This is a genomic window from Pseudomonas plecoglossicida NBRC 103162 = DSM 15088 (genome assembly GCF_000730665.1).
GTDB lineage: Bacteria > Pseudomonadota > Gammaproteobacteria > Pseudomonadales > Pseudomonadaceae > Aquipseudomonas > Aquipseudomonas plecoglossicida.
The window spans coordinates 1-25,747 of sequence record NZ_BBIV01000040.1; the positions used below are offsets into that span (position 1 = coordinate 1).

Sequence of the window (25,747 nt, forward strand, 5' to 3'; positions counted from 1 at the left end):
TGTGATGGAGGCGCGCGACCGCCTTGTTTGTTCGACGCGATATCGTGTCATGCGCCAAGGCATTCGCGCGCAAATCCCACAGAAATGATTGGCCCGAAACGGACGTAGGAGCGAGCGCAGCTCGCGATGCGCCGCGCGGGCGGCGCTCGATCTCACGAACGATGGAAAAACATCGGCGAGCCCTGGCAATCAATTACTGGACAACCGATCCCCACGCGCAAACCGCCAGGTACGGATGATCTCCAGCCGGTCGAACTCCGCCAGATCCCCGGTAAACGGCGCAAATGGCGCCGCCAGCCGCACGATGCGTTGCGCGGCCTGGTCCAGCACCGGCTGCCCGGACGACTCCAGCACCAGCACTTCATACAGCGAGCCATCGCGGTTGATCGATACCATCATGCGCAAGTTGCCGTAGATCTGCTGCCGGCGTGCTTCATCCGGGTAGTTGAGGTTACCCACCCGCTCGACCTTCTTGCGCCACTCCTCCTTGTACCAGGCACCCTTGTCGCGCATGGTCGAGGCGGCATTGAGGCGGTGGATGCGCGGGCGCTTGGCATACATCTGCTGCTCGTTGGACAGCTCCGCCTCAAGGCTGGCGATCTGGCTCGACAGCTGCGAGCTGTCGAAATCCGGAGTTGCCGCAGGCTTGGGCTGCGGCTTGCTTTCCTTCGGCTTGGGCTCGACCTTCTGCGGCTTGGGGGCCTTGGTGGCCACGGCGGATTTCTCGGGCTTGGGCGGTGGCGCCACCTCCGGCCTGGCGGCTGGCGGCGGGGTCACTTTGTTGATCTTGCTGTCCTGGAACGGCGCCACCTCGGTGGTCTTGGGCACCGCCTTCTTCTCCAGGGTGCCGCTGCCTTGCTGGTTGTCCTGGGCCTGGAAGTCGGCCTTTTCGGGCGGTTTCTCGCTCTTGAAGGTCGCCAGGGTGATGTCCATGGTCTGGCGGATTTCCGCAGGCTTGACCACGGTGAAACCCACGCCAAGGATCAGCGCCAGGTGCACCAGGGCAGCCAGGAACAGGGTAAAGCCAAGCCGGTCCAGCGGGCGAACGCGGGGTGGCAGCAAATCGGTGGGGATGTCGGCAGGCAGCGTCATCAGGTATCCAGCAACCGCAGGGCGGGGCAGCAGCTCAGTAGAATTAAACCGGCATCATACCCCACTGCGCGTCATTGCTCCGCGTCGGCGGTCAGCGGGCCTTGAGCTGGCGATCAATGGCGTCCATCAGCTTGCCACCGATATCGGTGTCGTAGGCCGCATCGATTTCACGGATGCAGGTCGGGCTGGTGACGTTGATCTCGGTGAGGTAATCGCCGATCACGTCCAGGCCAACGAACAGCAGGCCCTTCTCGCGCAGGGTCGGGCCGACCTGGGCGGCGATCCAGCGGTCCCGCTCGCTCAGCGGGCGGGCTTCGCCACGCCCACCGGCGGCCAGGTTGCCGCGGGTCTCGCCGCTTGCCGGGATGCGCGCCAGGCAGTAGTCCACAGGTTCGCCGTCGATCATCAGGATGCGCTTGTCGCCGTCCTTGATCGCCGGCAGGTAGGCCTGCGCCATGATCTGCTGGGCCCCCAGCGCGGTCAGGGTCTCGAGAATCACCGAAAGGTTGGGGTCGCCTGCCCGGTGGCGGAAGATCGAGGTGCCGCCCATGCCGTCCAGCGGCTTGAGGATCACGTCACCGTGCTCGGCGGCGAACTGGCGAATGATGTCCGGGCGGCGGCTGACCAGTGTCGGCGGCGTGCACTGCGGGAACAGCGTGGCGAACAGTTTTTCGTTGCAGTCGCGCAGGCTCTGCGGGCGATTGACCACCAGCACGCCTTCGGCCTCGGCCTGTTCCAGCAGGTAGGTGCTGTAGACGAACTCCATGTCGAACGGCGGGTCCTTGCGCATCAGGATCACGTCCAGTTCGGCCAGCGGGCTGTCCTGCTCTTCACCCAGCTCGAACCAGCGAGTCGGGTCGGCGAACACGTTGAGCGGGCGCATGCGGGCGCGGGCCTTGCCTTGTGCCTGGTACAGGTCGCGCTGCTCCATGTAGAACAGGCTCCAGCCGCGGGCCTGGGCGGCCAACAGCATGGCCAGCGAGCTGTCCTTCTTGTAGGAGATGGACGCGATGGGGTCCATGACAATGCCGAGGCGAACGCTCATGGGGGTGGTTCCTCTTGGCGGCAGGTGCCGCGACGAATCGAAAGAAAAGTGGTTCAGGGTGGCGCCGCGAACGCCGCGGGTCAAGGGGTGCGGCAGATGGAATGGCTATCCGGAGTGTGCTAAAAATGAGCTGCAAGCCTTAAGCTACAAGCTTCAAGAAAAAGCCAGCCATGCGCCAGTGCGCTTTTTCTTGCAGCTTGACGCTTGCAACTTGCAGCTAAATTTCTTCTGGTAGGCATCTATGGAACAACCCCTGAAGGTGATGGTGATCGACGACTCGCGCACGATCCGCCGCACCGCGCAGATGTTGCTCGGCGAAGCGGGCTGCGAGGTGATCACCGCCAGTGACGGTTTCGATGCCCTGGCCAAGATCGTCGACCACCAGCCGCAGATCATTTTCGTCGATGTGCTGATGCCGCGCCTGGACGGTTACCAGACCTGCGCCGTGATCAAGCACAACAGCGCCTTCAAGGACATTCCCGTGATTCTCCTGTCATCACGCGACGGCCTGTTCGACAAGGCCCGCGGCCGGGTGGTCGGCTCCGACCAGTTCCTGACCAAGCCCTTCAGCAAGGACGAACTGCTCGACGCGATCAGGGCCCATGTGCCCGGTTTCGCCGCGCATGAACAACACGCACCCTGACCGCGCCCGAGGTGGCGCGGCCTCTATTTCCTGATGGGGAAACAGCATGGCCCGAGTTCTGATTGTCGACGACTCGCCGACAGAAATGTACAAACTGACCGCCTGGCTGGAAAAGCACGGCCACCAGGTGCTCAAGGCCAGCAACGGTGCCGACGCGGTGGCCCTGGCGCGGCAAGAGAAGCCTGATGCCGTGCTGATGGATATCGTCATGCCCGGCATGAACGGTTTCCAAGCTACCCGGCAATTGAGCAAGGACCCGGAAACCAGCGCCATTCCGGTACTGATCGTGACTACCAAGGACCAGGAAACCGACCGTATCTGGGCCCAACGCCAGGGTGCGCGAGGCTTCGTCACCAAGCCGGTGGAGGAAGACGCCCTGATCGCCAAGCTCAACGAAGTGTTGGGCGCTTGACCACCCGCCCGCAGGGCGCGTCGCTGACCGCTTTCGAGCTGTTGCTGGACATCGACCGGCGCTGCCGCCTGCTGGTGGCTGATCAACCCCCGCAGGACACCCGCCTGCAACAATGGAGCGGCATCGGTTTTCGCATTGCCGGGCAGTGGTTCGTGGCGCCCATGGGTGAGGTCGCCGAGGTCTTGCGCGAGCCGCGCAGCAGCCGCGTGCCGGGTGTGCAGCCTTGGGTCTGCGGCGTGGCCAACCTGCGTGGCCGGTTGCTGCCGGTGATGGACCTGAGCAGTTTCTTCGGCCTTGGCCCGGCGGCGCCGGGCAAGCAGCGGCGGGTACTGGTGCTGGACCACGAGGACCTGTTCGTCGGCCTGCTGGTCGACGAGGTGCTGGGCCTTCAGCATTTCGCCCTGAGCAGCCTGGAACTGTCGCCGCCGCAGCCGCTGCTACGCGCCGCTGCGCGGTTCGTCCAGGGGCATTTCCCGCGTGAACGCAACTGGGCGATCTTCAGCCCCTTCGCCCTGGCCCAGGCGCCGGGCTTTCTCGATGTGGCGCTATAGGACTTTCGAACGTGAACAAGCCGGCCATCGGTGTCGCCCCCAACAGCATGACCCCGCGCACGCGCAGCATCGTGCAGATCACCGTGCTGTTCGTGGTGCTGATCCTGGCGATCATCCTGCTGTTCGCCAACTTCGCCTACCTCAACACCCAGTCCAACCACGACAAGCAGTACATCGGCCATGCCGGCGAGCTGCGCGTGCTGTCCCAACGCATCGCCAAGAACGCCACCGAGGCGGCGGCGGGCAAGGCATTGGCGTTCAAACTGCTGTCGGATGCGCGCAACGATTTCGAAAGGCGCTGGAGCTACCTGCGCGAGGGTGACAAGACCACCGGCCTGCCCGCGGCACCCGTCGGTGTGCGCGATGAAATGGAAGCCGTGCGCCAGGACTGGGAAAACCTGCGCAAGAATACCGACATCATCCTCGCCAGCGAACAGACCGTGTTGTCGCTGCACCAGGTGGCGGCGACCCTCGCCGAAACCGTACCGCAACTGCAGGTGGAATACGAGAAAGTCGTCGAGATCCTGCTGCAGAGCGGCGCCCCGGCCAACCAGGTGGTGGTGGCCCAGCGCCAGTTGCTGCTCGCCGAACGCATCCTCGGCTCGGTCAACACCGTGCTGGCTGGCGACGACACCGCGGCCCAGGCCGCCGATGCCTTCGGCCGCGACGCCAGCCGGTTCGGCCAGGTGCTCGAAGGCATGCTCGCCGGCAACCCGGCGATCCAGGTCACCCGGGTAGAGGATGCCGACGCCCGGGCGCGGCTGGCGGAAATCGCCGAGCTGTTCCAGTTCGTCGCAGGGTCTGTGGATGAAATCCTCGAAACCTCGCCCGAGCTGTTCCGCGTGCGTGAGGCCGCGGGCAATATCTTCAGCCTGTCGCAGACACTGCTGGAGGAAGCCTCGCACCTGGCCAACGGTTTCGAGAACCTGGCCGGCAGCCGTACCCTCGATACCGTCGGCGGCTATGTGCTGGGCCTGCTGGCGCTGGCCTCGATCATCCTGATCGGCCTGGTGATGGTGCGAACCACCAACCGCCAGCTGCGCGAGACCGCCGAGAAGAACGAACGCAACCAGCAGGCGATCATGCGCCTGCTCGATGAAATCGAGGAGCTGGCCGACGGCGACCTGACCGTCACCGTGTCGGTCACCGAGGACTTCACCGGCGCCATCGCCGATTCGATCAACTATTCGGTCGACCAGCTGCGCGACCTGGTGGCCACCATCAACCACAGCGCCGAGCAGGTGGCAGCGGCCGTGCAGGACACGCAGAACACCGCTCGCCAGCTGGCCAAGGCCTCGGAGCACCAGGCCGACCAGATCAGCGAGGCGTCCGAGGCGGTGGGCGACATGGTCGAGTCGATCGACCGGGTATCGGCGCATGCCTACGAGTCGGCCAAGGTGGCCGAGCGTTCGGTGGCCATCGCCAACAAGGGCAACGAAGTGGTGCACAACACCATCGATGGCATGGACAACATCCGCGAACAGATCCAGGACACTGCCAAGCGAATCAAGCGGCTTGGCGAGTCTTCCCAGGAAATCGGTGACATCGTCAGCCTGATCGACGACATTGCCGATCAGACCAACATCCTGGCGCTCAACGCGGCGATCCAGGCCTCCCTGGCTGGCGAAGCCGGGCGAGGCTTTGCCGTGGTTGCCGACGAAGTGCAGCGGCTGGCCGAGCGCTCGTCCTCGGCCACGCGGCAGATCGAGGCGCTGGTGCGGACCATTCAGGCCGACACCAACGAGGCGGTGATCTCCATGGAACAGACCACCGCCGAAGTGGTGCGCGGTGCGCGCCTGGCCCAGGACGCCGGGGTGGCGCTGGCGGAAATCGAAGGGGTGTCGCAGACCCTGGCCGAACTTATCCACAGCATCTCCGACGCCGCGCAGTTGCAGACCTCATCGGCAGGGCAGATTTCCCACACCATGGCCGTCATCCAGCAGATTACCGCGCAGACCTCCGCCGGCTCCGGCGCCACCGCCGACAGCATCCGTCACTTGGCACGCATGGCCAGCGAGATGCGCCGTTCGGTGTCTGGGTTCACCTTGCCGGCCCCGGCCGAGCGGCGCTGAGGGGCATGTCCATGGCTTCAGCAGCAGTAAACCCCGAGCGCCACGACACGGTCGCCCTGGCCTGGACCCGAGCGGCCATCCTCGACTGCCTGGGCCAGGCGCGCCAGGCCCTTGAGCGCTTTGCCGGCGAGACCGACGACCGCTCCATCCTGGCGTTCGTGGTGGACAACCTGCACCAGGTGCACGGTTGCCTGCGCATGCTCGAATTGCGCGGCGCCACACGCCTGGCCGAGGAGCTCGAGCTGCTGGCCAAGGCCTTGGCCGATGGCCAGGTGAGCCCGCGTGGCGATTGCCTGGGGCCGCTGTTTCGCGGGCTCGAGCAACTGCCCTCGTATCTTGAGCGGCTGCGCGGTGCGCGGCATGACCTGCCGCTGGTGATGCTGCCGCTGCTCAATCAGCTGCGTGCCTGTCGCGGCGTCGAACCGCTGGCCCAGGCCAGCCTGATCGGCGGCGCGGCCCAGCGCTTCGCGGGTTCCGACGACCTGGCCAACCTCGACCTGTCGCTGGGCAACTGGCGTGAACAGGTGCAGGCCGGGCCCGGGCGTGATGCCTTGCGTTCGGTGGTGACGGCACTGTGCGATGACCTGGTGCGGATCAAGGAACGCCTGGACCTGTTCGTGCGCAGTGATCGGCAGCACATCGAACAGCTGGACGCATTGCTCGCACCGTTGCGGCATGTGGCCGACACCTTGGCGGTACTGGGCTTCCAGCAGCCGCGACGGGTCATCATCGATCAGGTCCTGGCCTTGCAGGCCCTGGCCCAGGGCGAGCGGGCGGTGGATGACCCGGTGCTGATGGATGTGGCGGGTGCTCTGCTGTACGTGGAAGCCAGCCTCAATGGCATGGTCGGCCCGCTCGAGGAGAACGGCCAGGGGGCTCTGCCTGGCTCGGACCTGGCAGAGATCCGCCAGCTGGTCCTGAACGAATCGTTGTCGGTGTTGCAGCAGGCCAAGGACCTGATCGGCGATTGCCTGGAATCGGGCTGGCCGCGGCAACGCCTGCAACCCTTGCCAGGGCTGTTGCAGCAGGTGCGCGGGGCATTGGCGATGCTGATGCTGCCTGCCGCCGCGCAGGTGTTCGGCGGATGTGCCCGCTATGTGCAGGGCTGGTTGCAGCACCTGGATGTGGAGCCGCCCGCTGACGAACTGGATCAGCTGGCCCAGGCGCTCAGTGCTGGCGAGTGCTACCTGCAATGGCGGGTGGCCGACCCCTTGGCCGATGGCCAGCCGTTCCTCGACATGGCCTGCTCGAGCCTGGCGGCGCTGGGCATGCCGTGCAGCCATGGCGAAGTCCTGCGCAGCCAGGATGGCAATGGCGATGGTATCGACGACGAGTTGCGCGAGGTGTTTCTCGAGGAGGCCGGGGAGCTGCTGCCGGAAATCGAGCGCCAGTGGTTGCGCTGGCGCGCCGACAACAACCTGCGCGAAGCCTTGCTGGAACTTCGCCGCGACCTGCACACGCTCAAGGGCAGCGGGCGCATGGTGCATGCCGAGGCCGTCGCCGAGCTGGCCTGGGGCGGCGAGCATTTGCTCAATCGCGTACTGGAGGGGCGCATGGCCCTGGCACCAGAGGGGGCCAGGGCGCTGCAACAGGTGGTCGTGCACCTGCCGGACCTGCTGGCCGACTTCGCCGCCGGGCAGATGCCGCAGGTGACCGAGATCGAGCAGTTGGCCAGCCATCTGCATGCCCTTGCCGAGAACGACACGCCCGTCAGTGCCGACATCGAGGGCCTCGACCCGCAGTTGCTGGACATCTTCCGCAATGAAGCTCAGGGCCACCTGGCGAGCCTTGACACCTACTTGCAGGCGGCCAATGGCCGGGACACGCCGGTCAGCGATGAGCTGCAACGCGCGCTGCACACGCTCAAGGGCAGCGCCGCCATGGCCGGGGTGATGCCGATCGCTGAACTGGCCACTGCCTTCGACCGCCTGGTCCGCGAATACCGCAGTCACCAGTTACCCTTGCAGGGCGCCGAAATCGCCTGGCTGGACGCAGCGCGGGCCCAGTTCCAGCAGGGTCTGGCGCAGCTCGGCAGCACCCCGCTGGCCGCCATCGCGGGCGCGGCGCAGTTGATCGAGCAGGTCGGCGAGGCGGTGGACGAGCGCCTGGCGAGCTTGCATGACGAGCAGACCCATGCCCGGCGCAGCGCTCGCGACCCGCAGCGCACGGCCAGCTTCCTGGCCCAGGCCATGGACATTCTGCTGGATGCCGAGTCCCTGCTGTCACGCTGGCAGGAGCAGCCGGGCCAGCGCCAGTCGCTGGACAGCCTGCTCGATGAACTGACCACGCTGTGCCACGCCGCCCACCTGGCCGACCTCTGGCAGATGGACGATGTCTGTGAAGCCCTGCTGGATCTCTACGGCGCGGTGGAAGAGGGTAGCCTGGGCGCCGATGGGCACTTCTTCGCCCAGGCCCGGCAAGCCCATGAAGCACTGCTCGACATGCTTGACCAGGTCGCTGCCGGCCAGGAGGTGACGCCGCGTCCCGACTGCGTCGACAACCTGCGCGGCCTGCTGGCCGGTGCCCTGGCGCCGGAGGCCACGGGCCTGGTGGCGCCAGGCTCGGTGACAGCGCTGCCGACGGCGATGGAAGCGGCCGAAGAGGACATCGACAGTCCGGGTGACAAGGAGCTGCTCGAGGTCTTCTTGGAAGAAAGCTCGGACATCGTCGAAAGCGCCGCTGCCGCACTGGCGCGCTGGCAGGCCGACCCGCGCAACGGCGCCGAAGTGGACAACCTGCTGCGCGACCTGCACACCCTCAAGGGCAGTGCGCGCATGGTCGAGATCGCCGCCATCGGCGACCTTGCCCACGAACTGGAATTTCTCTACGAATTGCTGGCTGCCGGGCGCCTGCCGCCCAGCGCGCCGCTGTTCGCGCTGTTGCAGAACTGCCACGACCGCCTGGCGCACATGCTCGATGCCGTGCGCCTGGGGCAACCGCTGCATGCGGCTACCGCACTGATCGACTACATCCGCAACTTCAGCAGCGCTGCCCTGACCGACAGCGCCGCGGGCCAGGCGCCAGCCGAAGCCGCGCCGGCCGACCTGCCCACGGCCGCGCCGGAGCGTGCGGCCGGCGACATGGTCAAGGTCGACGCCGAGCTGCTCGACGACCTGGGCAACCTGGCCGGTGAGCACTCGGTCATTCGCGGTCGTATCGAACAGCAGGTGAACGACGCCCAGTTCGCCCTCAACGAGATGGAAACCACCCTGGAGCGCATGCGTGACCAGCTGCTGCGGCTGGACAACGAGACCCAGGGGCGGATCACCAGCCGGCAGCCATTCGAAGGCGACGCCTACGAAGATTTCGACCCGTTGGAGATGGACCGGCATTCCCAGTTGCAGCAGTTGTCGCGGGCCTTGTTCGAATCGGCCTCCGACTTGCTCGACCTGAAGGAAACCCTGGCCCAGCGCGCGCAGGAGGCCTACGGCCTGCTGCAGCAGCAGGCGCGGGTGAACAGCCAGTTGCAGGAAGGCCTGACCGCCACCTTGATGGTGCCGTTCGAGCGTCTGGTGCCCCGCCTGCAGCGGGTGGTGCGGCAAGTGGCGAGCGAACTGGGCAAGCAGGTCGAGCTGGTGGTCGGCAACGCCGAAGGCGAGCTGGACCGCAGCGTGCTCGAGCGCATGGTCGCACCGCTTGAGCACATGCTGCGCAATGCCGTCGACCATGGCCTCGAGGCCAGTGATGTGCGCCTGGCTGCCGGCAAGCCGGAGCAGGGCATCATTGCGTTGAATCTGCTGCACGAAGGCGCCGATATCGTCATCGAAATGACTGACGATGGCGCCGGTGTACCGCTGGACGCGGTACGACGCAAAGCCATCAAGCGTGGCCTGCTGGACCCTCAGGCCAACTTGAGCGATCACGAAATCCTCCAGTTCATCCTGCGCCCCGGGTTCTCCACGGCCGAGAAGATCACCCAGATTTCCGGGCGTGGCCTGGGCATGGACGTGGTGCACGAAGAGGTCAAGCAGCTGGGTGGCTCGATGACCATCGAGTCGGCCCAGGGCAAGGGTGCGCGCTTCCTGATCCGCCTGCCGTTCACGGTGTCGATCAACCGCGCCCTGATGGTGCACCTGGGCGAAGAGCAGTACGCCATCCCGCTCAATACCATCGAGGGCATCGTCCGCGTACCGCCGGCCGAGCTGGCTGCCTGCTATCAGCTGGAAGTGCCGCGCTACGTGTATGCCGGCCATGAGTACCAGCTGCGTTACCTGGGCGAGCTGTTGCAAGGCCTGCCGCGGCCCGGCCTGCTGGGGCAGAGCGTGCCGCTGCCGGTGCTGTTGGTGCACTCCCATGAGCAATCGTTCGCCATCCAGGTCGACAGCCTGTCGCCGAGCCGCGAGATCGTGGTGAAAAGCCTCGGCCCGCAGTTCGCCGCTGTGGCGGGGTTGTCGGGCGCCACCTTGCTGGGCGATGGCCGGGTGGTGCTGATCATCGACCTGCTTGGCCAGCTGCGTGGCCAGCAACGCCGCCTGGCGCGCCTGCCGGGCGGCAGCGGGGTGCAGGGCACGCTGTTCGGCCCGTCACCGCGGCGCGCCTTGCTGGTGATGGTGGTGGACGACTCGGTGACCGTGCGCAAGGTCACCAGCCGCTTGCTCGAACGTCATGGCATGAGCGTGCTGACCGCCAAGGACGGGGTCGACGCCATGGCCTTGCTGGACGAGCACCGCCCCGACGTGCTGCTGCTGGATATCGAGATGCCGCGCATGGATGGTTTCGAAGTGGCCACACGCATTCGCCGCGACGAGCGGCTCAAGGACCTGCCGATCATCATGATCACCTCCCGTACCGGGCAGAAGCACCGCGACCGGGCCATGGCCATCGGCGTCAACGATTACCTGGGCAAGCCGTACCAGGAGTCGGTGTTGTTGCAGAGCATCGCCCACTGGAGCCAACAGCATGCTTGAACTGATCGCAGGCCAGCGCAGCAGCCTGACTGGCCTGCTGTTGCCATTGGGCGACCGCACCCTGGTGCTGCCGAACGTGGCCGTGGCGGAACTGATAGACCAGCGCAACCTGTTCTGCCGGCCAGGCGAGCCCGGCTGGCACCTGGGCTGGATCGACTGGCGCCAGCAGCACCTGCCGCTGATCGGCTTCGAGGCCGCCTGCGGGGGCGACACACCGTGTGGCGAGCGGGCGCGCATCGTGGTGCTCAATGCCTTGGGTGACACCGGCTTGCGGTATCTGGCGGTGTTGCTGCAGGACATTCCGCGTTCGTGCAAGCTCGACAGCCAGCTCAACTATGTGGATGTGGCGCTGGGCAGCCTGGAGCTGGCGGCGGTGCAGGTGGGGGAGCAGGTGGCGCGGGTGCCGGACCTGGTCGGGCTGGAAAGGCTGGTGCGTGACGCGCAATTGCAACCTGGGGTTGGGTAGGATGTGAGGCCGATGGCCCTATCGCCGGCTTGCCGGCGATAGGGCCCATGAAGGAACCCAGCCCACCCAAGGAGGTCTGTGTTTGCATGTATCACGGTGAACGCTTCAACGCCTGGACCCACCTGGTCGGTGCCGTCCTGGCCTGTATCGGTGCCATCTGGCTGATCGTCGTCGCAGGTCTGCAGGGCGACCCCTGGAAGATCGTCAGCTTCTCCATCTACGGCGCCACGCTGCTGTTGCTCTACAGCATCTCGACCCTGTACCACAGCACCCGCGGCCGCGCGAAGGTGATCATGCGCAAGCTCGATCACCTGTCGATCTACCTGCTGATCGCCGGCAGTTACACGCCCTTCTGCCTGGTCAGCCTGCGCGGCCCCTGGGGCTGGAGCCTGTTCGGCGTGGTCTGGGGCCTGGCGGTGATCGGCATGCTGCAGGAAATCAAACCGCGCTCCGAGGCGCGGGTCCTGTCGATCGTCATCTACGCGGTGATGGGCTGGATCGTCCTGGTGGCAGTCAAACCCTTGCTGAACAGCCTCGGCACCGCCGGCTTCGCCTGGCTGGCGGCCGGCGGGGTGTTCTACACCGTGGGCATCCTCTTCTTCGCCTTCGACAGCCGGTTCCGCCACTGGCATGGCATCTGGCACTTGTTCGTGATTGCCGGCAGCCTGATGCACTTTGTCGCGGTGTCGCTGTACGTGCGTTAGCTTTTTTTACGAAAAATCGCCCCACAACTGCTGCGCCACCGCGAGTGCAACCACCGGCGCGGTCTCGGTACGCAGCACGCGCGGGCCCAGGCGGGCGGCGTGGAAGCCTGCCGCCTTGGCCTGGTCTACTTCGGCCTCGCTCAAGCCGCCTTCGGGGCCGATCAGGAAGGCCAGGCGCGTGGGCTTGGCGTGGCTGGTCAGCGGCTCGGCGACCGGGTGCAGTACCAGTTTCAGGTCCGCTTCGCTGGTCTTGATCCACTCGGCCAGGGTCACTGGCGGGTGGATCACCGGCAGGGTCGAGCGGCCGCACTGCTCGCAGGCGCTGATGGCTACCTGGCGCCAATGGGCCAGGCGTTTGTCTGCGCGCTCGTCCTTCAGGCGCACTTCACAGCGTTCGCTGACGATCGGGGTGATCTCGTTGACGCCCAGCTCAGTGGCCTTCTGGATGGCCCAGTCCATGCGTTCGCCGCGGGACAGGCCCTGGCCCAGGTGGATCTGCAGCGGTGAATCGGCCTGGCCAGGCAGCGCCTGGTCGAGGCTGACGCGCACGCTCTTCTTGCCGACTTCGAGCAACTGGCCGAGGTACTCCTGGCCGCTGCCGTCGAACAGTTGCACGGCATCGCCGGGGGCCATGCGCAGGACGCGGCCAATGTAGTGGGCCTGGGCTTCGGGCAGGTCGTGCTCGCCGAGGCTCAGGGGGGCGTCGATGAAGAAGCGGGACAGTCTCATGGTTCTGCTCGGGAAATTAGGAACACAGTGCTTTACCTGTAGCAGCGGGCTTGCCCGCGATGAAGGCACCGCGGTGTCTGGCAAGGGCTTCGCCCTTGATCGCGGGCAAGCCCGCTCCTACAGGGGATGGTGGTGTGGCGAAGTCAGCAATCAGCCCGGATCGCGGAAGTCGGGGTGGAAGTCGGCAGGTACCGCCACGCTGACGCTGCTGCGGGTGGCGATGTCGATGCCCTCGGTGGCCACGTCGGCGAGGAAGTCGATCTGCTCCGGGGTAATCACATACGGCGGCAGGAAGTACACCACGCTGCCCAGCGGGCGCAACAGCGCGCCACGGGTCAGGGCGTGCTCGAACACCTTCAGGCCACGGCGCTCCTGCCAGGGGTAGGCGACCTTGCCGGCCTTGTCCTGCACCATCTCGATGGCCAGCGCCATGCCGGTCTGGCGAATTTCGGCGACATGGGCGTGGTCGGCCAGGTGCGCGGTGGCGCTGGCCATGCGTGCCGACAGTGCCTTGTTGGCCTCGATCACGTTGTCCTGCTCGAAGATGTCCAGGGTCGCCAGGGCGGCAGCACAGGCCAACGGGTTACCGGTGTAGCTGTGCGAATGGAGGAACGCGCGCAGGGTCGGGTAGTCGTCGTAGAACGCCTGGTACACGGTGTCGGTGGTCAGGCAGGCGGCCAGCGGCAGGTAGCCGCCGGTCAGGGCCTTGGACAGGCACAGGAAGTCCGGGCGGATGCCGGCCTGTTCGCAGGCGAACATGGTGCCGGTGCGACCGAAGCCCACGGCAATCTCGTCGTGGATCAGGTGCACGCCATAGCGGTCGCAGGCCTCGCGCAGCAGCTTGAGGTAGACCGGATGGTACATGCGCATGCCGCCCGCGCCCTGGATCAGCGGCTCGATGATCACCGCCGAAAGGGTTTCATGGTGTTCGGCCAGGGTCTGCTCCATGGCCGCGAACATGTTGCGTGAATGTTCTTCCCAGCCCATGCCCTCGGGGCGCAGGTAGCAGTCCGGGCTGGGCACCTTGATGGTGTCGAGCAGCAAGGCCTTGTAGGTTTCGGTAAACAGCGGCACATCGCCGACCGACATCGCGGCGATGGTTTCGCCGTGGTAGCTGTTGGTCAGGGTGACGAAGCGCTTCTTCGCCGGTTTGCCGATGTTCTGCCAGTAGTGGAAGCTCATCTTCAGTGCCACTTCGATGCACGAAGAGCCATTGTCGGCGTAGAACACCCGGTCCAGCCCGGCCGGCGTCATGGCCACCAGCCGCTCGGACAGCTCGATCACCGGCTGGTGGCTGAAACCGGCGAGAATCACGTGCTCGAGCTGGTCGACCTGGTCCTTGATGCGCTGGTTGATGCGTGGGTTGGCGTGGCCGAACACATTGACCCACCAGCTGCTGACGGCATCCAGGTAACGCTTGCCATCGAAGTCCTCGAGCCATACGCCTTCGCCGTGCTTGATCGGGATCAGTGGCAGTTGCTCATGGTCTTTCATCTGGGTGCAGGGGTGCCACAGGACCTTGAGGTCACGTTGCATCCACTGATCGTTGAGGCCCATCGGCACTTCTCCTGGCATTGCGGCTTGGGTTGACCGCGTAAGCCTAAGCAATGCCAGGGGGCAGGACAACCGCCAAGGGTCAATGACGACAGGTGCGGGTCCATTCGAGCTTGCGGATGTGCACGGTGCCGGCCTGTGAAGTGGAGATGGTCAGGCGCCTGAACGGCCCGCCGATGACCTGGTGGTAAGGCTGCGTGGCGAGGGGACCGGGCAGGAACTCGGTATAACCGCTGCCCGAGAGCGTCAGCCAGTAGAAGTCGCGCGGGGTCGGCGCGATCAGGTCGACATCGTAGCCATCGGTATCCAGCAGCATCCGCACATCGTCGAAATGTCGGTCGCTGACGACGTAGTACTCCAGGAGTAGGCTGTCGACTTCCTGCTCGAAGGCGATTTCCACGTCGCTGTGCTCGCCGATCACCAGCTCCGTGCCGTGCTCGCCCTTGAAGGCCTCATGAAAGCCGGCCCCGGAGGTACCGTTGGAGCGGATGCTCAACCCTGAGGGGGTCAACAGTGTCTGCTTGTGCGACAGGTGCTGCCGGGGGACCTGTGCAAAGTGCTCCTCGTAGACCATGGGTAGCTCCTTTTGTCGGCTTTCTCGACACGCTCGTAAGCCTCGCGCAGCGGCGCAAGGCCTGGCTACTGACAAAAATGCCAGTTGCCAAAGGGACTTGATGTCACTGTGCTGGCAGGGTCTGCATACCTGACGTATTCTTAACGCATCGCCTCGGGGCATTCCTGCCTCTTCCCATTTCTGTAACGTCTGACTTGGAGTTCGCCATCATGGCTGCTGCTTGGGTGCGCCTGTGCGCGTTGGTATTGATCGGTGTGTCCAGCGGCGCCACGCTGGCCAAGGACAAGACACCTTCGGCGATCGTCGTGGGCGGTGGCCTGGCAGGCCTGACCGCAGCCTACGAGCTGCAGAACAAAGGCTGGCAGGTGACCTTGCTGGAAGCCAAGGCAGGCATGGGCGGTCGTTCGGGCCTGGCCACCAGCGAATGGATCGGCAATGGCAAGGCCCAGCCGGTACTCAACCAGTACCTGGACCGTTTCAAGCTCGAGACACTGCCGGCGCCTGAATTCGTGCGAACCCCCGGCTACCTGATCGACGGTGAGTATTTCAGCGCCACCGACCTGCCCACCAAGCAACCGACCACCGCCGAGGCGCTCAAACGCTACGAAAAGACCCTTGACGACCTGGCCCGCTCGATCGACGACCCGCTCAACCCGCAGGCGACCAGCACGCTGTTCGCCCTCGACCAGATGAACGTCTCCACCTGGCTCGACAAGCTGCAACTGCCGACCACCGCACGCCAGTTGATCAACCAGCAGATCCGCACCCGCTACGATGAGCCGTCGCGCCTTTCGCTGCTGTACTTCGCCCAGCAGAACCGGGTCTACCGTGGCGTCAGCGACCGTGACCTGCGCGCTGCGCGCCTGCCCGGCGGCAGCCCGGTGCTGGCCCAGGCGTTCGTCAAACAGCTGAAGACCATCAAGACCAACTCGCCGGTCACCTCCATCGTGCAGGACAAGGACGGTGTCACGGTCAAGGCCGGCAGCGCTTCCTACCAGGCCGACTACGTGGTCATGGCCGTGCCCCTGCGGGCCTTGGCCAAGATCCAGATCACCCCGGGCCTGGATACCCAGCACGTGGCCGCGCTGAGGGGCACCAACTACGGTTGGCGCGACCAGCTGATGCTCAAGTTCAAGCAGCCTGTGTGGGAAAGCCGTTCACGCATGTCCGGCGAAATCTTCAGCAACGCCGGTCTTGGCATGCTGTGGATCGAGCCTGCGCTCAAGGGCGGCGCCAATGTGGTGATCAACCTGTCCGGCGACAACGCACGGCTGCTGCAGGCCTTCGGTGACAAGCAGATGGTTGATCAGGTGCTGATCCGCCTGCATGCCTTCTATCCACAGGCCCGTGGCGCGTTCACCGGTTACGAGGTCAAGCGCTACAGCACCGACGCCGGCACGGGCGGCGCCTACCTGGCCTACGGCCCGGGGCAGATCAGCAAGTACTGGCGCCTGTGGGAGCGCCCGGTGCAGCGCATCGCCTTCGCAGGCGAGCACACCGATGCCCTGTACCCGGGCACCCTCGAGGGCGCCCTGCGCAGCGGCCAGCGTGCCGCCAGCCAGGTACAGGACTTGCTCGCTGGCAAATCGTTTGACCCGGCCAAGGCTGCGACCGTGGCCGCCGCTGCAACGACGGGCGCAGCAGTGGCGAAGGACAAGGGCGGCTTCTTCTCGCGGCTGTTTGGCGGTGCTGACAAGCCTGAGGTGAAGGCAGCACCGGTTGCCAAGGCCGAGGAACCTGCACCAGCGCCGGCACCGGTTGCTGCTACGGCCGAGGCTGTGCCAGCTGCGATCGCCAAGGAAGAGCCGGCCACGCCAGCTGCCAGCAAGACACCGACCAAGCCTGCGCACAAACCGGCGGCCAAGCAGGCCCATAAAGCTACCGAACCGAAAAAAGCCACCGCCAAGTCGGAGCCGGTGAAGAAACCGGTCGCCAACGCCCAGGCCAAGGCCAACTGAGTCTGTAAGCTACCGGCCTCTGCGGACGTGGCTTTGCCCGTCACGAGGCCGGTGCTGACAAGTTCGATTTCCCCGCTATCGTTAATGTTTCCTTAATAGCGATCTCACACACTATTTATCGATTTTCTCGATAATCCTGAGCGATTTTTTCCGCTTTTATTCGATACGTTTCGCGTTAGTCTTTGCACAGCTTTCACGGGGAAACACTGCAAATCATGCAACTGCGCAATTCATCTTCTCGCTATGGCGTCGTCAGCATTGTCCTGCACTGGGGCGTGGCGCTGGCAGTCTTCGGCCTGTTTGGCCTGGGGTTGTGGATGGTCGGGCTCGACTACTACAGCCCGTGGCGAAAATCTGCCCCTGACCTGCACAAGAGCATCGGCCTGGTGCTGCTGGCTGTGATGCTGTTGCGTGTGATCTGGCGCTTCGTCAGCCCACCGCCGCCGTCACCCGCTAACCACGGCCCGCTGACCCGCGTGGCCGCCAAAGTGGGCCACCTGGCACTGTACCTTGGGCTGTTTGCGGTGATGGCCGCCGGTTACCTGATTTCGACCGCCGATGGCGTTGGCATTCCGGTCTTCGGCCTGTTCGAAGTGCCGGCCTTGATCAGCGACCTGCCCGACCAGGCTGACGTGGCAGGTGCCATTCACCTCTGGTTGGCCTGGGGCCTGGTGATCTTTGCCGTGCTGCATGCCCTGGCAGCCTTGAAACACCATTTCATCGACCGTGACGCGACCCTGACTCGCATGCTGGGCCGCAAAGCTTGACTCTCAACCTCAATTGCAACGGAAGGAAAGTAAGGATGTTGAAAAAGACTTTTGCCGCCCTGGCGCTCGGTACCGCTCTGATCTCCGCTGGCCAGGCCATGGCTGCCGAGTACAAGATCGACAAGGAAGGCCAGCACGCGTTCGTCGACTGGAAGATCAGCCACCTGGGCTACAGCTTCATTCACGGTACCTTCAAGGACTTCGACGGTAATTTCACCTGGGACAGCGCCAAGCCTGAAGCCAGCAAGATCAACGTCGACCTGAAGACAGCCAGCCTGTGGTCGAACCACGCCGAGCGTGACAAGCACATCGCCAGCAAAGACTTCCTGGATGCGAAGAAGTATCCAAACGCCAAGTTCGTGTCTACCAGCGTCAAATCGACCGGTGACAAGACCGCGGACGTCACCGGTGACCTGACCATGCACGGTGTGACCAAGCCGGTGACCTTCAAGGCCACCTTCAACGGTGAAGGCAAGGACCCATGGGGCGGTGAGCGTGCCGGCTTCAATGCCACCACCACCCTTAACCTGAACGACTTCGGCATCAAGGGTCCAGGCGCGACTTCGCAGACCCTGGACCTGGATATCAGTGTCGAAGGTGTGAAGCAGAAGTAAGCCTTTGCCTTGGTAATAAAAAACGCCGCCTTTTCAGGCGGCGTTTTCGTTTGTCTGTTCGGGCGTCATCGCCGGCAAGCCGGCTCCCACAATAGAGGGTGGTGCAAAACCCTGTGGGAGCCGGTTTGCCGGCGATAGGGCCGATACAGACTCAGCCCTTGCGGGTCAGCAGCGCAGGGCGCTCACCGCGCGGGCGGCTCGGCAGGTCGTCCAGTTGCTCGGGCGTCGGATAACGGTCGAGCTTGGATTCCTTGCGGATGATCACTGGCTGGTTCTGCGGCTCACGCGAGCTGCGTACCGCTGGCTCCTGGCGCGAGGCATCGTCACGACCGGCAGGGCGGTTGCGACCGCCACCACCATCGCGACGGCCACCACCGCCCGTGTTGTTGCGCGGCGGACGCTTCTCGCCGCTGGCGTTACGTGGCTGCCCACCACCACCGGTGCGGCCCTGGCCGCCGCCAGTGTTGCCCTGGCCAGTAGCCTGGCCTTGTTGGCCTTGGCTGGCAGCGCCACCTGGGCGACGATTGCGGCCCTGGTTCTTGGCGTTCTGGTACGGGCTGACGTAGTCGGCGCGGTTGCCGAAGTTGTCGACGTCGTCGTCCAGGAATTCTTCCGGGTCACGGTCGGCAGGCGCTTTCGGCGCGCCAGCCTGGCCTGCCTGTTGCTGGCGCGGCTTCTTGTCACGCGGCTTGCGCGGCTGTTGCTTGTCGCCGGTCTTTTCCTTGTCGGCGGGCTTGTCCGCTGCCTGCGGCTTGGCCTTGCCTTTGTCCTTGCCCTTGTCCTTGCGGCCACCGCTGCCTTCTTTGCCACCGTCGCCACGGGCCTGCTGGTTGCGACCGCCACGGCCGCTGTTTTGCGGGCGTTCGCGCACTTCAGGCTTCTCGGCCTCCACCTGGCTTGGGTCGAAGCCCATCAGGTCGCCATCGGCGATCTTCTGCTTGGTGACGCGCTCGATGCTCTTGAGCAGTTTCTCTTCATCCGGCGCGACCAGGGAAATGGCTTCGCCCGAACGCCCGGCACGGCCGGTACGGCCGATACGGTGAACGTAGTCTTCCTCGACGTTCGGCAGCTCGAAGTTGACCACGTGGGGCAGTTGGTCGATATCCAGGCCGCGTGCGGCGATGTCGGTGGCGACCAGCACGCGCACCGAGTTGGCCTTGAAGTCGGCCAGGGCCTTGGTGCGGGCGTTCTGGCTCTTGTTGCCGTGGATCGCGGCGGCGCTCAGGCCGTGCTTTTCCAGGTATTCGGCCAGGCGGTTGGCGCCGTGCTTGGTGCGGGTGAACACCAGCACCTGCTCCCAGGCACCCAGGGTGATCAGGTGCGCCAGCAGTGCGCGCTTGTGGCTGGCAGGCAGGCGATAGACGCGCTGCTCGATACGCTCGACCGTGGTGTTCGGCGGGGTGACCTCGATGCGCTCCGGGTTGTGCAGGAGCTTGTCGGCAAGGTCCGTGATGTCCTTGGAGAAGGTCGCCGAGAACAGCAGGTTCTGGCGCTTGGCCGGCAGGCGGGCAAGGACCTTCTTGACGTCGTGGATGAAGCCCATGTCGAGCATGCGGTCGGCTTCGTCCAGCACCAGGATTTCTACATGGGCCAGGTCTACCTTGCCTTGGCCGGCCAGGTCGAGCAGGCGGCCAGGGCAGGCCACCAGGATGTCGACGCCTTTGGCGATCGCCTGGATCTGCGGGTTCATGCCGACGCCACCAAAGATGCAGGCGCTGACCAACGGCAGGTCACGGGCATACACCTTGAAGCTGTCGTGCACCTGGGCTGCCAGCTCGCGGGTCGGGGTCAGCACCAGTACACGCGGTTGGCGCGGGCCATGGCGCTGGGATTTGTCAGGGTGACCGGCCGGGAACAGGCGCTCGAGAATCGGCAGGGCGAAGCCGCCGGTCTTACCAGTACCAGTCTGTGCGGCAACCATCAGGTCGCGACCTTGCAACACGGCGGGAATGGCCCGCTGTTGCACCGGAGTCGGCTGGGTATAGCCCGCTGCTTCGATAGCGCGGACAAGAGCCTCGGAGAGACCGAGGGAAGCAAAGGACATGGGCAATCCTGTTCTCGTTGGGGCTGGGCCCGTTGGGATGTTCTGCCTGGCGCGACGGGCATCGGTGGGATGCGATCGCGTCCGGTCCAGCTGGGCTTTCACTGCGCATCCCGGAAGCGGGGGATGAGCGCCAAGGGGCGTCAGTACCGATCTGGGTGCTTGTTGCGAGGCCGAGCGTCCGGGCGTGAGCCGGGCGGGAAGGCCCGAGTATAACAGAGCTAGCGCTGCGTGCTGCTTTCCTGCTGCTCAACGGCGTCGGGAAGATGGCCGGTGTCGCCGATATAGCGTGCGATTATTGCAACGTAGGCCGGTTCTTGCTTGAACCGTCGCAGCTCATCGGCAAAAGCCTGGGCCAGTTTTTCGCGCCCAGGTTTGCGGGCCAGGCCCAGGTATTGGGACTGACGGCTGATGACCAGAGGCAACTCTTCGACCTGTTTCTCCAGGCCAAGTTGTCGTCGCAGGTAGCGCCCGACCATGCGGTCGGTCACCAGCAGGTCGATGCGCCCGAGCACGAGCTTGCCGAAATTGGCTTCATGGCTCTGGGCCGATTCACGTGTGAAGCCCGCGGCTTGTTCGAAGGCAGGGCCATAGGCATAGCCTGGCGAGGTGCCCACGGTCAGGTCGCGCAGGTCGCTGAGCTGGTCGACCACATGGCGGCGCTTGCTCGCCTGGTACAGCACGAACTCGACATCCGACATGGGCTCGACCGGGTATACCATGTAGCCCTTGCGCGCTTCGATCTTGAAGATGTCCATCACCCCATCCGCCAGGCCTTGTTCGACCATGGCCAGGCAGCGCTTCCAGGGCAGGAATTCCCATTCCACCTCGACCCCCAGGCGCCTGAAGACTTCGGTGGTGACTTCATAGTCGATACCGGTGGGCTGATCGGCCTGCCGATAGATGTACGGCGCCCAGTCGTCGCTGACCAGGCGCAGTCGTTCGCCCAGCGCCATCGGGCTCAGGCAGGCGAGCAGGAAAATGCACAACAGGCGGTTGATAACAGGCATGGCGCGAGATTACGCGCTCAGCCGTGGCAAGGCCAGAACGCAGACGATGTTGAAACAGGCCTTCTGATGCCTGATGGCCGGGTCAAAGGTCAGGTAGACCCGCTGTGGGCGGGGATGCGAAAGCGGTCGCATCTCAGGCAAGACCTGTCGGGCCGGAAGAAAACAAGGCCTCAGTCCATGACTAAGGCCTTGGTTCTTTCTGAAGGCAATCTTGCCGGAAAGCTTCAGCGAGGCAGCTTCAGGTTGTTCCAGATCGCCAGGCTGGCATCGGCCTGGTTCAGGGTATAGAAGTGCAGGCCTGGAGCGCCGCCTTGCAGCAGTTGCTCGCACATGCGCGTGATCACTTCCTCGCCGAATGCCTGGATGCTGGCGGTGTCATCGGCATAGGCTTCCAGCTGCTTGCGGATCCAGCGCGGGATCTCGGCGCCGCAGGCATCGGAAAAGCGTGCCAGCTTGCTGTAGTTGGTGATCGGCATGATGCCGGGCACCACCGGGATGTCCACGCCCAGCTTCTGTGCGCGCTCGACGAAGTAGAAATAGCTGTCGGCGTTGAAGAAGTACTGGGTGATGGCGCTGTCGGCACCGGCCTTGACCTTGTGCACGAAGTTGGCCAGGTCGGCTTCGAAGTTGCGCGCCTGCGGGTGCATTTCCGGATAGGCGGCTACTTCCAGGTGGAAGTGGTCAGCGCTTTCCTGGCGGATGAATTCGACCAGGTCGCTGGCATAGCGCAGTTCACCACTGGCCATACCCATGCCCGATGGCAGGTCGCCGCGCAGGGCAACGATGCGCTTGATGCCTGCGGTCTTGTACTGGGCAAGCAGGGCGCGCAGCTCGTCCTTGGTGTCACCGACGCACGACAAGTGCGGGGCGGCCGGCACCTTCGCTTCGCTTTCCAGCTGCAGCACGGTGTTCAGTGTGCGGTCGCGGGTCGAACCGCCGGCGCCGTAAGTGCAGGAGAAAAAGTCCGGGTTGCAGGCGGCCAGCTGGCGGGCTACGCCCATCAGCTTTTCGTGACCGGCATCGGTCTTGGTGGGGAAGAATTCGAAACTGTAGCGGCGTTCTTGTGACATCTCTGTTTCCTCAGCTGCAAGCCAGAGGCCGCAAGCTGCAAGTAAAAGCCAGGGCGGTGGGGGCCGGCCTGGCTTGGGCATCGATCAAGATTCAACGACTACAAGCGCCCGGCGACATGCCGACGGGCGCTTGTCGCTTAGTAGCGGTAGGCGTGGGGCTTGAACGGGCCTTCGACAGTCACGCCGATGTAGTCGGCCTGTTGCTTGGTCAGCTTGGTGACCACGCCGCCGAAGCCGCGGACCATTTCCAGGGCCACTTCTTCGTCGAGCTTCTTCGGCAGTACTTCAACGGTCAGACGCTCGGCTTTCTTCTCGGCCGACAGGTCGGCGTACTTCTGCTCGAACAGGAAGATCTGCGCCAGAACCTGGTTGGCGAACGAGCCGTCCATGATGCGGCTTGGGTGGCCGGTGGCGTTGCCCAGGTTCACCAGGCGGCCTTCGGCCAGCAGGATCAGGTAGTCGTCGTTCTGCGGGTCGAAGTCGCCAGCGCCGGTACGGTGGATCTTGTGTACCTGTGGCTTGACCTCTTCCCATGCCCAGTTCTTGCGCATGAAGGCGGTGTCGATCTCGTTGTCGAAGTGGCCGATGTTGCAGACCACGGCACGCTTCTTCAGGGCCTTGAGCATGTTGGCATCGCAGACGTTGACGTTACCGGTGGTGGTGACGATCAGGTCGATCTTGCCCAGCAGGGCCTTGTCGATGCTGGCTTCGGTGCCGTCGTTGATACCGTCGATGAACGGCGAGACCAGCTCGAAGCCGTCCATGCAGGCCTGCATGGCGCAGATCGGGTCGACTTCGGTGACCTTGACGATCATGCCTTCCTGGCGCAGGGACTGGGCCGAACCCTTGCCCACGTCACCGTAGCCGATCACCAGGGCCTGCTTGCCCGACAGCAGGTGGTCGGTACCGCGCTTGATGGCGTCGTTCAGGCTGTGACGGCAGCCGTACTTGTTGTCGTTCTTGCTCTTGGTGACCGAGTCGTTGACGTTGATCGCCGGGACTTTCAGCTCGCCTTTGGCCAGCATGTCCAGCAGGCGGTGCACGCCGGTGGTGGTCTCTTCGGTGACGCCGTGGACGCGGTCCAGCACGGCCGGGTATTTCTTGTGCAGCAGCTCGGTCAGGTCACCGCCGTCGTCGAGGATCATGTTGGCGTCCCATGGCTGGCCATCCTTGAGGATGGTCTGCTCCAGGCACCACTCGTACTCTTCCTCGGTTTCACCTTTCCAGGCGAAGACCGGGATACCGGCGGCGGCGATGGACGCAGCGGCCTGGTCCTGGGTGGAGAAGATGTTGCAGGACGACCAGCGCACTTCGGCACCCAGGGCAACCAGGGTCTCGATCAGCACGGCAGTCTGAATGGTCATGTGGATGCAGCCCAGGATCTTCGCACCCTTGAGCGGCTGCTCGGTCAGGTACTTGCGACGCAGGCCCATCAGGGCAGGCATTTCCGACTCGGCGATGATGGTTTCGCGACGGCCCCAGGCGGCCAGGGAGATGTCGGCGACCTTGAAATCGGTAAAACCTGCAGGCGTGTTTACAGCGCTCATGAGAGCCTCCATTCGTAGTGTGCGAATGGGCGCCGTTGTGCGTTGAGCGTCCGCGGGAGCGGACAACGCCCCATCCGAGCCTGACAGGAAGACCCTGCTGCAGCGCCCCTCGGGTGGGTGGCGGGCATGGCACCGCTACGGGCTGCCATGTGAATCGGCAGGGATTATAGCCGTGGCTGTGTGACACACCAAAGGCTTTCTGTCGATTAATCGAGACGATAGTCGATGTTCAATGGAGCACCCGTCGCGGCTCTGCCATCATTGCTTCACGTTAGCCACGCAGGTCAGGAGTACTGATGAACTTTCACACCCGCAAATGGGTAAAACCCGAAGACCTCAACCCCAACGGCACCCTGTTCGGCGGCAGCTTGCTGCGCTGGATCGACGAAGAGGCGGCGATCTACGCCATCGTCCAGCTGGGCAACCAGCGCGTGGTGACCAAGTACATGTCGGAAATCAACTTCGTCAGCGCTTCGCGCCAGGGCGACATCATCGAACTGGGCATTACCGCCACCGAGTTCGGCCGTACCTCGATCACCCTCAAGTGTGAAGTGCGTAACAAGATCACCCGCAAGAGCATCCTGACGGTCGACAAGATGGTCTTCGTCAATCTGGGCGAGGATGGCCTGCCGGCGGCCCACGGGCGGACCGAGATCAAGTACGTGCAGGACCAGTTCCCGGATTCGGCGGTGGAGTGATGGCTTTGGGGCTGCTCTGCAGCCCAATCGCCGGCAAGCGGCCCCTGCCATACTCAAGGCTGTGCGCTGACCCTTCGCACCACGCCGCCAATGCTCAACCCCTGCACCAGAATCGACGACAGCACCACGATATAGGTGATCGACAGCAGCAGGTCGCGCTCGCTGCCTTGCGGCAACGACAGCGCCAGCGCCACCGAAACCCCGCCGCGCAAGCCACCCCAGGTCAGCACCCGCACCGTGCCCTTCGGCACACTGCGCCAGCGGCGCAGCAGCAGGATGGCCGGCGCCACCGTCAGCAAGCGCGACAGCAGCACCGCCACCGCCAGCACACCGCCCGCCGCCAGGTGCAGCCAGTTGAACGGCAGCAGCAACAGCTCCAGGCCGATCAGCGCGAACAGCAAGGCGTTGAGCATGTCGTCGATCAGTTCCCAGAAACCGTCCATGTAGCGGCGGGTCATGTCGTTCATCGCCAGGTTGCGACCCAGGTTGCCGATGATCAGGCCGGCCACCACCATCGCGATCGGCGCCGAGACGTGCAGCTCGTAGCACATCGCCGAGCCACCGATGACCAGTGCCAGGGTCAGCATGACCTCGACCTGGTACTGCTCGACGCTCTTGATCATGCGGTAGGTGGCGTAGCCGATCAGCCCGCCGAACACCACGCCGCCGATGGCTTCGCGGGCGAACAGCAGCGCGGTGTCGGAAAAGCTCGGCGTTTCGCCCAGCTGGATGATCCCCAGCAGCACGGTGAATACCACGACCGCAGTGCCGTCGTTGAACAGCGACTCGCCGACGATGGTGGTTTTCAGCGGTTTGGAGGCGTTGGCGGTCCGCAGGGCGCCGAGCACGGCGATCGGGTCGGTCGGGGAGATCAGCGCGCCGAACAGCAGGCAGTAGATCAGCGGCACCTGCCAGCCGAACAGGGCGAATACCCAGTGCGACAGATAACCGATCACCACGGTGGCGATCAATACACCCAGGGTGGCCAGCAGGCCGATGGGCCAGCGGTAGCTGCGCAGGTCCGCAAGGTTGACGTGCAGTGCGCCGGCGAACAGCAGGAACGCGAGCATCCAGTGCATCAGCAGGTCATTGAAGTCGATCTGGTTCATCAGCCCTTCGACGCGTTCTTCCAGGCCCGGGAAGCCGATCAGGCTCAGGCCCTGAAGCATCAGGGAAAACAGCAGTGCCGTGACCATCACGCCGATCGCGGGCGGCAGGCCGATGAAGCGGTAGTTGACGTAGGTGAGGAGGGTGGTGAGGCAGATAAACGCGGCTACTAATTCAAGCATCCCA

21 protein-coding genes and 1 riboswitch are annotated in these 25,747 nt (G+C 64.6%); of the genes, 11 read left to right on the forward strand and 10 right to left on the reverse strand.

Annotated elements, in window-relative coordinates:
• Positions 1 to 189: 189 nt before the first annotated feature.
• Both PPL01S_RS19640 and gshB read right to left on the reverse strand, forming a co-directional pair.
• Positions 190 to 1,092, reverse strand: a complete 903-nt coding sequence (locus PPL01S_RS19640; RefSeq protein ID WP_016395339.1) for an energy transducer TonB — start codon at positions 1,090 to 1,092, stop codon at positions 190 to 192.
• 91 nt (positions 1,093 to 1,183) lie between these two features.
• Positions 1,184 to 2,137 (reverse strand): glutathione synthase, encoded by a 954-nt coding sequence (gene gshB / locus PPL01S_RS19645; RefSeq protein ID WP_016395338.1) that lies wholly within the window; start codon positions 2,135 to 2,137, stop codon positions 1,184 to 1,186.
• A gap of 241 nt (positions 2,138 to 2,378) precedes the next feature.
• Here gshB and PPL01S_RS19650 point away from each other — a divergent pair, with 241 nt between their 5' ends.
• From PPL01S_RS19650 to trhA, 7 genes are all read left to right on the forward strand, one after another.
• Positions 2,379 to 2,780 carry a response regulator gene (locus PPL01S_RS19650; protein ID WP_016395337.1) on the forward strand — a complete coding sequence of 134 codons (402 nt, stop codon included), beginning with the start codon at positions 2,379 to 2,381 and terminating at the stop codon, positions 2,778 to 2,780.
• A gap of 46 nt (positions 2,781 to 2,826) precedes the next feature.
• On the forward strand, positions 2,827 to 3,192 hold the full coding sequence (gene pilH, locus PPL01S_RS19655; RefSeq protein ID WP_016395336.1) for a twitching motility response regulator PilH: 366 nt from the start codon (positions 2,827 to 2,829) through the stop codon (positions 3,190 to 3,192).
• Entirely contained in the window at positions 3,189 to 3,743 is a 555-nt protein-coding gene (locus PPL01S_RS19660; protein WP_008094837.1) for a chemotaxis protein CheW, read from the forward strand. Before pilH ends, PPL01S_RS19660 begins: the two co-directional genes overlap by 4 nt.
• A 47-nt stretch (positions 3,744 to 3,790) precedes the next feature.
• The gene (locus PPL01S_RS19665) at positions 3,791 to 5,815 is read left to right on the forward strand and encodes a methyl-accepting chemotaxis protein (RefSeq protein ID WP_244212840.1); all 2,025 of its coding nucleotides are present in this window, start codon (positions 3,791 to 3,793) and stop codon (positions 5,813 to 5,815) included.
• Between the two features lie 11 nt (positions 5,816 to 5,826).
• A complete protein-coding gene (locus tag PPL01S_RS19670) occupies positions 5,827 to 10,722 on the forward strand; it encodes a hybrid sensor histidine kinase/response regulator (protein WP_028625093.1) in 4,896 nt (1,631 codons plus the stop codon).
• Positions 10,715 to 11,188, forward strand: coding sequence for a chemotaxis protein CheW (locus PPL01S_RS19675; protein ID WP_016395333.1), 474 nt, complete (start codon positions 10,715 to 10,717; stop codon positions 11,186 to 11,188). The genes PPL01S_RS19670 and PPL01S_RS19675 overlap by 8 nt, the downstream gene beginning before the upstream one ends.
• A gap of 86 nt (positions 11,189 to 11,274) precedes the next feature.
• Positions 11,275 to 11,892 (forward strand): PAQR family membrane homeostasis protein TrhA, encoded by a 618-nt coding sequence (trhA, locus tag PPL01S_RS19680; protein ID WP_016395332.1) that lies wholly within the window; start codon positions 11,275 to 11,277, stop codon positions 11,890 to 11,892.
• A 6-nt stretch (positions 11,893 to 11,898) separates the two neighbouring features.
• Here trhA and PPL01S_RS19685 read toward each other — a convergent pair whose 3' ends face one another.
• From PPL01S_RS19685 to PPL01S_RS19695, 3 genes are all read right to left on the reverse strand, one after another.
• Positions 11,899 to 12,621, reverse strand: coding sequence for a 16S rRNA (uracil(1498)-N(3))-methyltransferase (locus PPL01S_RS19685; RefSeq protein WP_016395331.1), 723 nt, complete (start codon positions 12,619 to 12,621; stop codon positions 11,899 to 11,901).
• Positions 12,622 to 12,771: 150 nt separating this feature from the next.
• A complete protein-coding gene (locus PPL01S_RS19690; protein ID WP_016395330.1) occupies positions 12,772 to 14,178 on the reverse strand; it encodes an adenosylmethionine--8-amino-7-oxononanoate transaminase in 1,407 nt (468 codons plus the stop codon).
• A gap of 79 nt (positions 14,179 to 14,257) precedes the next feature.
• The gene (locus PPL01S_RS19695) at positions 14,258 to 14,749 is read right to left on the reverse strand and encodes a hypothetical protein (RefSeq protein ID WP_016395329.1); all 492 of its coding nucleotides are present in this window, start codon (positions 14,747 to 14,749) and stop codon (positions 14,258 to 14,260) included.
• A 209-nt stretch (positions 14,750 to 14,958) separates the two neighbouring features.
• Here PPL01S_RS19695 and PPL01S_RS19700 point away from each other — a divergent pair, with 209 nt between their 5' ends.
• The 3 genes from PPL01S_RS19700 to PPL01S_RS19710 all read left to right on the forward strand — a co-directional run bounded on the left by PPL01S_RS19700 (position 14,959) and on the right by PPL01S_RS19710 (position 18,088).
• Positions 14,959 to 16,707 (forward strand): FAD-dependent oxidoreductase, encoded by a 1,749-nt coding sequence (locus PPL01S_RS19700; protein ID WP_028625094.1) that lies wholly within the window; start codon positions 14,959 to 14,961, stop codon positions 16,705 to 16,707.
• A gap of 215 nt (positions 16,708 to 16,922) precedes the next feature.
• A complete protein-coding gene (locus PPL01S_RS19705; protein ID WP_016395327.1) occupies positions 16,923 to 17,474 on the forward strand; it encodes a cytochrome b in 552 nt (183 codons plus the stop codon).
• 35 nt (positions 17,475 to 17,509) lie between these two features.
• Positions 17,510 to 18,088: a YceI family protein gene (locus tag PPL01S_RS19710; protein WP_016395326.1), complete on the forward strand. Its 579-nt coding sequence runs from the start codon at positions 17,510 to 17,512 to the stop codon at positions 18,086 to 18,088.
• A gap of 151 nt (positions 18,089 to 18,239) precedes the next feature.
• On the opposite strand, the gene rhlE2 is transcribed toward PPL01S_RS19710, so the two are convergent.
• From rhlE2 to ahcY, 4 genes are all read right to left on the reverse strand, one after another.
• Entirely contained in the window at positions 18,240 to 20,132 is a 1,893-nt protein-coding gene (gene rhlE2 / locus PPL01S_RS19715) for an RNA helicase RhlE2 (protein ID WP_016395325.1), read from the reverse strand.
• Between the two features lie 218 nt (positions 20,133 to 20,350).
• On the reverse strand, positions 20,351 to 21,139 hold the full coding sequence (locus PPL01S_RS19720; protein WP_016395324.1) for a substrate-binding periplasmic protein: 789 nt from the start codon (positions 21,137 to 21,139) through the stop codon (positions 20,351 to 20,353).
• Between the two features lie 224 nt (positions 21,140 to 21,363).
• Entirely contained in the window at positions 21,364 to 22,209 is an 846-nt protein-coding gene (metF, locus tag PPL01S_RS19725; RefSeq protein WP_016395323.1) for a methylenetetrahydrofolate reductase [NAD(P)H], read from the reverse strand.
• 137 nt (positions 22,210 to 22,346) lie between these two features.
• Entirely contained in the window at positions 22,347 to 23,756 is a 1,410-nt protein-coding gene (gene ahcY / locus PPL01S_RS19730; protein ID WP_016395322.1) for an adenosylhomocysteinase, read from the reverse strand.
• Positions 23,757 to 23,776: 20 nt separating this feature from the next.
• Positions 23,777 to 23,873, reverse strand: a riboswitch (S-adenosyl-L-homocysteine riboswitch).
• A gap of 179 nt (positions 23,874 to 24,052) precedes the next feature.
• Here ahcY and PPL01S_RS19735 point away from each other — a divergent pair.
• Positions 24,053 to 24,454, forward strand: a complete 402-nt coding sequence (locus PPL01S_RS19735; RefSeq protein ID WP_012274534.1) for an acyl-CoA thioesterase — start codon at positions 24,053 to 24,055, stop codon at positions 24,452 to 24,454.
• Between the two features lie 53 nt (positions 24,455 to 24,507).
• Here PPL01S_RS19735 and PPL01S_RS19740 read toward each other — a convergent pair whose 3' ends face one another.
• Positions 24,508 to 25,743: a cation:proton antiporter gene (locus PPL01S_RS19740; protein WP_016395321.1), complete on the reverse strand. Its 1,236-nt coding sequence runs from the start codon at positions 25,741 to 25,743 to the stop codon at positions 24,508 to 24,510.
• Between the last annotated feature and the right edge of the window lie 4 nt (positions 25,744 to 25,747).